We start from the raw sequence: 6,849 nt of genomic DNA on the forward strand, positions 1-6,849 counted from the left end.
GGTTCATCTGCTCCTCGATAGCCTGCCGCAGGTTCTGCACGATATGAAACCGGTCGGCGACCTGTTCCGCTTGCGGCGCGCCTTGCCGGGCAGCCTGGGCGTAGAGACCGCAGCGATCTCTGCTGATCACTTCCACCTCGGGATGTCGTTTCAGCCAGTCGGTGCAGGTGACCACATCACGATCTTCGAGAACATCGATGACCGCGCGACGCTCCAGATCGACGATGATCGTGCCGTAGGTCTGCGACTTCCGCCAGCTCCAGTCGTCGATCCCGATGACGGTCGGCGGCTCGGCAGTGTCTTGAGCACGGTTCTTCAGCTGCCTAAGCACCGTGTCATCACTGACCCCAAGGCCCAAGCCGCTCGGCAGGCCGCCCGCCGGTCGCGTGCCCAAGATGGCTGACAATTTCCCCGACACGCGAAGTGCGCCGCGCAAAAGGACGCGCAATCGAGCCGATCTGGTCCGAGAAAGTCCGGCGCGGGCAGGCGGGTGCCAAACATCGCCAACGGCAAACCCAGAGGGTTACCGTAACCCCGTCACCATGGGCGGGATAATCCTGCAGCCGCCTACGCCGCCAGCCGTGACGACGTCGCGATTGCAATCCACAGTCTGGGCAGATGCCGTTTGGTGTCAGACTGCCGGATACAGTCCACCCGCCGGAATCGCGCCGCTCAACGCTTTGAACGGAAACATCGCTCCCGGGCGACCAGTGCTTCCTTGAAATCACCACTATCCCTCCTGAATCTTCCCGTTCTCAGGATAGTGCGCCACACAGATTGAGGCAGAGCCCCTTTAAGGGCAACGCGACAGCTGCCCCCGGATCAGGAGATTGCCACCGTTACAGCAGACGGTGCCTACGACACGCGCGCCTGCCACGACGCCATCGCTGACCGCGGTGCGGCAGCAATCATTCCGCCCCGCCGCAACGCGAGACCCTGGAAGCCGGACACGGCAGGAGCCCGAGCGCGCAACGAGATACTGCGGACGTCAAAGCATCTTGGCCGGGCGCTGTGGCGGAACTGGAGCGGCTACCACCGACGTAGCAGAGTGGAAACGAAAACGAACTGCGTAAAGCTACTCGGACAGAAGCTGATGTCCCGCGACTTCGACCGCCAGGTTGCCGAAGTTCAGATCCGTGCGGCGGTAATGAACCGCTTCACTGCCCTCGGCATCCCGGTCACCGTGGCACTGGGATAAGTGTGTCCGGAGAAAGGGGAACTGCGGTCATCATCTGATTTGTGCAACAGCGCCCCTACACACGCGCAATCTCACGGATCAGATCATTTGTCTCTGGCCTCGTCGTTTGGTGCCGATAACGAAGAGCAGAAACAGTTCGCGAAATTTCAGGGCCGTCGATGGGTATCGAAACGAGGCCCCTGTCTGCTGGAATTGCCGTGGTTGGCAAAATCACCGCGCCTAATCCCTGCCGCGCGAGTTCGACTAACCAATCCACGCGATTTGACCGATAGGCCGCGTAGAGTTCGAGACCTTGGTCTGCACATGCCCCATGCAACGCATCCCGCATTTCGCAATTGAGTCGATCGAGCATGTCAGTTTCAGCGAGTGTAGAAAGAGAAATAGCGTCTCGTTCAGACAACGGGTGCGACTTGGACACCACAACCTTGTAGGACTCGTCATAGAGCTGGTCTATTCGATAGAGGTCTTCACTGACCGTCGCCGCCGTGACAACGACGTCAAATTCACCCTCTCGCAAGCCGGCCAGAAGCTTGGAGGCAGAAGCCACGATCAACTCTATTTCGGCTTGCGGCAATCGTGTACGGAAGCGTTCCACGGCGGCTGAAATCCGGTTGTGACCGATCGTTTCGCCAACACCGACAGAAATAGGAACCCGCTCTAGTCGCGTGTGGCGGACGGCTTCTGCCTTAGCTGCCTGCGTTTCGTCATGCACTTTCTGTAGCCTTGGCTGCATGAGTTTTCCGAGTGCCGTCAACCTGCATCCCGCGCGGTCCCTGACAAACAGATCACCCCCGAGCTCGTGTTCAAGTTTCTTGATCGCGGTCGTCAGGGACGGTTGGGAAACATTTGAGGCGCTAGCGGCATGGGTGAAGTTGCGATGCTGGCAGACAGCCAAAAAATACCTGATCTGGTTCATCTCCACTGCCACAGTCTCCGTCACTTTCCGCCATGAGGTTCACCATAGCACATGTCTATCAAAGAATAGAAGTTCGGGATTGGTGCCCGAGGCATCCGGCATGGGAAAAGGGTGTATCGAAACCACAACGACCTGTCGATCAGGAGGCGACCATGAAAGCCCAAATTCTCAAGACACTTGCCGCTTTGGCCTTGATCACGACATCTGCGCTCGCACAGGAAACCCCAATGGAAAATCACACTGCCAGCTACATCGCCATGCCCGCCGCTGAAGGCCAGACCGAAGCATTCGCCAAATTTCTGGCCGGAGCCGCCCCGATTGTCGCGGACACCGAACCGGGCACCGTGCTTTGGTTTGCCTTGCAAGCCGACGATACGCTCGCGATCTTTGATATCTTCGTGGATGAAGAAGCGCGCGATGCGCATTTCTCCGGCGCTGTGGCCGCGGCTTTGAACCAAAATGCCGACGCGCTGGTCGCCGGGGGCTGGGACGATGGTGTTGTCGCGAATATCAAAAATTCCGATGTCCTGTCGGTGAAAGAACCGGTTGATCTCTACTCGGCCACGACAGCCACGTACATCACGCTCGAAGCAGCACCCGGCAAAGGGCCGGAATTGGCAGCCTTGCTGACCGCAGCTGGTCCCATCGTCGGAGAAACCGAACCCGGCACATTGTTCTGGGCGGCGCTGCAGATTGACGAAACATCCTTCGCAATCTTCGACATCTTCGCCAACAATGCTGGCCGTGAAGCACACTTTGCCGGTCAAGTCGCCGGGCTGCTGAACGAACGGGCAGCGGAGTTGGTCGCTGGCGGGTGGGACGACGGTGTGGTCGCTAACGTCCACAACTTCGACATCCTCGCCATCAAGTAACGCGATGTGACAGGAACAAGAGGCGCCTGGTGCAACGCATCAGGCGCTTTCCCGAACGAATTTAGATTCACCGTGAAGCGGTCGTTCGAGTAACTGCAGCGAATTAGCGCTTTGTCCGCACATCGGACACAAACCTCCTGCCAGACCTTACACGGCGTTGTTGCAGAAGTCAGCGGCGGAGCGAGCAGCCCCTTTTCCCTTTTGGTTCAGGCAACGCGTTCGATCTCGGCGGTGCCGAGCGCGTTAAAGCGGTTCATGAGGGAAATTCGGATGTGGATTTCGGCGGGTTGGCGGTCCGGGTCACGTGATGCGATCCTCTCGCCAAAAGCCTTCAAGCATCGCATCTTCGCCTCGACCCGACTTCGGGCATGATAGCCGGTCCAGCGCTTCCAGATGGTTCGGCCGAGACGTTGGGTCGCGCGACGGATCTCGTTGCGGGCTTTGGCAGCGGGGCAATCCTCCCGCCATCGCCGCCCATTCTTGCGGATGGGGATGATCGCGGTGTGGCAGCGGCGCATGTCGAACGCGCCGTCTCCGGTCACGGTGCCGATCGTCTCATTGGGCGGGATCTGGTCCAGGAGATCCGGCAGAACGGGACTGTCACCCTTGTCGCTGGAGGTGAACTCCACCGCGCAGATGTCCCCGGTGGCGGTATCCATTGCCAGATGGACCTTGCGATACTGGCGTCGGCGGTGGGTGCCATGCTTGCGCGCCAGCCATTCCCCATCGCCTAAGAACTTGATCCCTGTGCTGTCGACCAACAGGTTGAGGGGGCCTGCCGCGCGACGGCTCAGCTCAATGAAATGCTGACCTGGATGGAAAGCCACCCGTTCCCCTTCCTTTGGACAGCCAACTTCGTCGAAAAGCAGGCATTTTTCACAGAATGACTGTTCCAAAAATCAGCGCTATCTACCTCGGCTGTACCGCCTCGGCACCCCCTGTGACCTTCGCTGGTGCCTGGCACCCGGTCGCACAGCAGCGCCCGGGCTGACGCGAGACTTTGCGGCCTTCCGCCAGAACGCCCCGATCCAACAGGTCATTCACCAGCTCCTTTCGCTCGGCAACCGGGTAGTTCCGCCAGATTTCGCGCTTCATCGCCTCGGGCGATCCACCTCCGTGCAGGGAGATCACCGAGTACCATCCGCCCTGGTTCGAAACGGTCAGGTCCTCGATCATCCGCGAAACTTCCATCCGGCGCTCCATCGGGATGTCGGCGCGTCCTCCCAGGACCGCGGACAAGGAAGCTTTCGTTTCAGGGTTGTGGTCCTCATCCGGCCCGGGCAGCGCAACGATCAGCCCGCCGGAAACGTAGTGCGCCACCTTGTGCATATCGTAGATCTTCGTCGCCAGAAGCAATTTGCCGATGTTTGAGAAGACGGCGTCCGGCATCACAGAGCCGACGGGATCCTGCTCGAAATAGACCGAGGCCGCGACGCCGCAGGCATAGAAGCCTTCCGTGATTGTGATCAGATCGACCATCGCCTCGCGGATATGCCCGTGCCGGTCGGCATCCAGGCCATTGGCGTCAATCATGAGGGCACCGGCCCCGATCAGAAGATCGCCAAAACCGGCCCGCGCCCCGATACAGGAATGCCGGTGATGGTTCGCGTAGGAGGTAGTTATGAATCCGCCTTCCTCATATTCCCCGGCAAGAAAGACACGCTCATGCGGAACGAACACATCCTCGAAGATCACGACCCCGGTGGACTGCCCGTATTTGGCGGAGAACTTCGCCGCGGCTTCGCCGGGCCGTCCCGCCGGACGCGCCACGATCGTCACGCCGGGCGCGTCGCAGGGCACTGCGCAGCAGACGGCAAAGTCAGCATCCTCTTTCGTGTGGGTGCGGCACGGCATCACGAGAAACTCGTGCATGTAAGGGGCGCCTGTAACGATCGCCTTGGTGCCCGAGATCACGATCCCGTCCGGCCGCCGTTCCTTGATGTGAACATAGACGTCGGGGTTCGTCTGTTGACCGGGCCGTTTCGATCTGTCGCCTTTTGCGTCGGTCATGGCGATGCCCAGCGTGAGATCGCGGTCCTGCACGTCATGCAAATAGGCGAGGAAGCGTTGCGAATAATCGGTCCCGTGGTTGGCGTCGGTTCGATAGGTCGCCTGATAGATCCCGTTCAGGGCATCATGGCTGAGGTAGCGTTGCGCGCACCCGGAGACCTTGCAGACCAGTCGGACGGCTTCGAGCTTCTTCAACAGATCATCCGACGACGTGTTGATATGCAACATCCGGTTCACGGTCCGGCCGCTGGTCGACTGCTCGGCCGTCATCAGCTCCTTGTGCTCGCGACGGTGAGCAAAGTCATAGGTTACTCCCACACCGTTGATCCCGGGTGCAAGGAGCGGTTCATCGGCAACGCTTTCGACCCGGTTTCCGTTGATAAAAACGCGTGGCGAGTAAGACCTCAGAGAGTCCCGATAGTCCGATGCGGTCATCAGCATGCTCTTTTCCCTTATAGCAGAATTTGAACATCGTTAGATTCTTGTTCAAGTTATCGAACACTGTTAGAACGTTCGTCAAGGAGATTCCTTGAGGTGTCCGTGTCAAATCAGAAAACAAAAAGAAAACAATCTCTTGCGGAGAGCAAGCGACAGCTCATCCTCGATGCGGCACGAGAGGTCTTCGCGTCCGAAGGGCTGGAAGGGGCAAGCCTACGCGCCATCGCGGCGAAGGCGGGATACACGCCAGCCGCGCTCTATTTCCATTTCTCATCGAAAGAAGCCATCTACGCGGAGCTGCTGCGGTTGTCGCTGACAGCCCTGCAGACCGAAGTCGTTGGGAAGCTCGCGGGGCTAGACGATCCCGCGAACAGGTTCCGCGCTGCGGCCATGGCGTTCTATCACTACTACGCCCAAAATGCCCAAGAGCTCGATCTGGGTTTCTACCTTTTCCGTGGCGGCATGAAGCCTGCCGGTCTGAGTAGGGAAACCGATACCGAACTCAACAAGGCGCTGGAAAACGCTCTCCGGCCAATAGCCGATGCTGCGTCAGACCTCGGTGTCCCGCAGCGGGATGCCGATCTCCTGATGGTCGATGTTTTTGCTCATGCGGCCGGCTTGCTACTGCTTCTGCACACCGGCCGGATCAAGATGTTCAACGCAGCACCAGAAGCTCTCATGACCGTTTTCGCCGAGAGCAAACTTCGTGAGATTGGGAGAAGGGTTTCGACGTGAAGATACAGCTGCCGTCTTCAGTCCTGCTGGTGATCGATATTCAGTCCCGCCTCATGCCCGCAATTGCCAACGAGAAGGAGGTGGTGGGCAATGCCACGAAACTCCTCATGGCATCTCGGTTGTTGGACGTGCCGACGCTGGTGACCGAACAGAATCCAAATGGCTTGGGCTCCACCGTTCCCGAATTGGCAACTGGTCACGCTAGAACGGTCTTCAAGGATACGTTCGATGCCTGCGAAGAGCCGGGCTTTATGGAACTGCTTCCTGATGCAGCGAAAGTGATCGTGGTGGGGTGCGAAGCACATGTCTGCGTGATGCAGACCGTCCTCGGTCTGTTGGCGCAAGGCCGGGATGTGGCCGTTACCAGCGACGCGATTGGTTCGCGGACATCTGGCAACCGGGACGCTGCGCTGAACCGGATGGCAAGGCATGGAGCAGATCTCGTGACAACCGAGATGGTTCTGTTCGAATGGCTTCAATCGTCCCGGCACGAGCACTTCAAGCCCGTTCTCGATCTCGTGAGGTAGGCAGACCCTCAACGCTGTACCTCAGTAAGGGTAACAAGATCGCGCGCCGGGTGTCGCGTTGCCTTTAAATCCGGCACACGGCGCGTTGGGCAGCGTTTGTTGCCCTTAAATGTGACATTCAGACGCCAGCTCGTCGGAGTTTTTCCCTGTTTC

Annotated in this window: 7 protein-coding genes and 2 pseudogenes; 4 read left to right on the top strand and 5 right to left on the bottom strand. The window is 59.1% G+C overall.

The window, feature by feature from the left end; genetic code table 11:
* A partial coding sequence (locus tag IE126_RS26660) for an ISL3 family transposase (RefSeq protein ID WP_456071393.1) occupies positions 1-394 on the bottom strand: 394 nt, incomplete at its 3' end.
* The gene (locus tag IE126_RS26665; protein WP_456071392.1) at positions 339-731 is read right to left on the bottom strand and encodes a transposase family protein; all 393 of its coding nucleotides are present in this window, start codon (positions 729-731) and stop codon (positions 339-341) included. The genes IE126_RS26660 and IE126_RS26665, both read right to left, overlap by 56 nt.
* 77 nt (positions 732-808) lie before the next feature.
* On the opposite strand from IE126_RS26665, the pseudogene IE126_RS25095 reads away from it, so the two are divergent.
* Positions 809-1,198 (top strand): annotated as a pseudogene (locus IE126_RS25095) (transposase); the annotation flags it as partial.
* A 55-nt stretch (positions 1,199-1,253) separates the two neighbouring features.
* Here IE126_RS25095 and IE126_RS25100 read toward each other — a convergent pair.
* Complete coding sequence (locus tag IE126_RS25100) at positions 1,254-2,114, bottom strand: LysR family transcriptional regulator (RefSeq protein WP_229825926.1); 861 nt, start codon at positions 2,112-2,114, stop codon at positions 1,254-1,256.
* 152 nt (positions 2,115-2,266) lie between these two features.
* Here IE126_RS25100 and IE126_RS25105 point away from each other — a divergent pair, with 152 nt between their 5' ends.
* On the top strand, positions 2,267-2,986 hold the full coding sequence (locus IE126_RS25105; protein WP_189383080.1) for a putative quinol monooxygenase: 720 nt from the start codon (positions 2,267-2,269) through the stop codon (positions 2,984-2,986).
* A gap of 206 nt (positions 2,987-3,192) precedes the next feature.
* On the opposite strand, the pseudogene IE126_RS25110 reads toward IE126_RS25105, so the two are convergent.
* Positions 3,193-3,774: pseudogene (locus tag IE126_RS25110) on the bottom strand (IS5 family transposase); the annotation flags it as partial.
* Positions 3,775-3,895: 121 nt separating this feature from the next.
* Positions 3,896-5,437: a 4-hydroxyphenylacetate 3-hydroxylase family protein gene (locus IE126_RS25115; protein ID WP_189383081.1), complete on the bottom strand. Its 1,542-nt coding sequence runs from the start codon at positions 5,435-5,437 to the stop codon at positions 3,896-3,898.
* Between the two features lie 99 nt (positions 5,438-5,536).
* Here IE126_RS25115 and IE126_RS25120 point away from each other — a divergent pair, with 99 nt between their 5' ends.
* Both IE126_RS25120 and IE126_RS25125 read left to right on the top strand, forming a co-directional pair.
* Positions 5,537-6,169 carry a TetR/AcrR family transcriptional regulator gene (locus IE126_RS25120; protein WP_189383083.1) on the top strand — a complete coding sequence of 211 codons (633 nt, stop codon included), beginning with the start codon at positions 5,537-5,539 and terminating at the stop codon, positions 6,167-6,169.
* On the top strand, positions 6,166-6,696 hold the full coding sequence (locus IE126_RS25125; protein ID WP_189383086.1) for an isochorismatase family protein: 531 nt from the start codon (positions 6,166-6,168) through the stop codon (positions 6,694-6,696). Before IE126_RS25120 ends, IE126_RS25125 begins: the two co-directional genes overlap by 4 nt.
* The last annotated feature ends 153 nt before the right edge of the window (positions 6,697-6,849 follow it).

The sequence above is a fragment of the Gemmobacter nanjingensis genome (genome assembly GCF_014652195.1).
In the GTDB taxonomy this organism is placed as follows: Bacteria; Pseudomonadota; Alphaproteobacteria; order Rhodobacterales; family Rhodobacteraceae; genus Gemmobacter; species Gemmobacter caeni.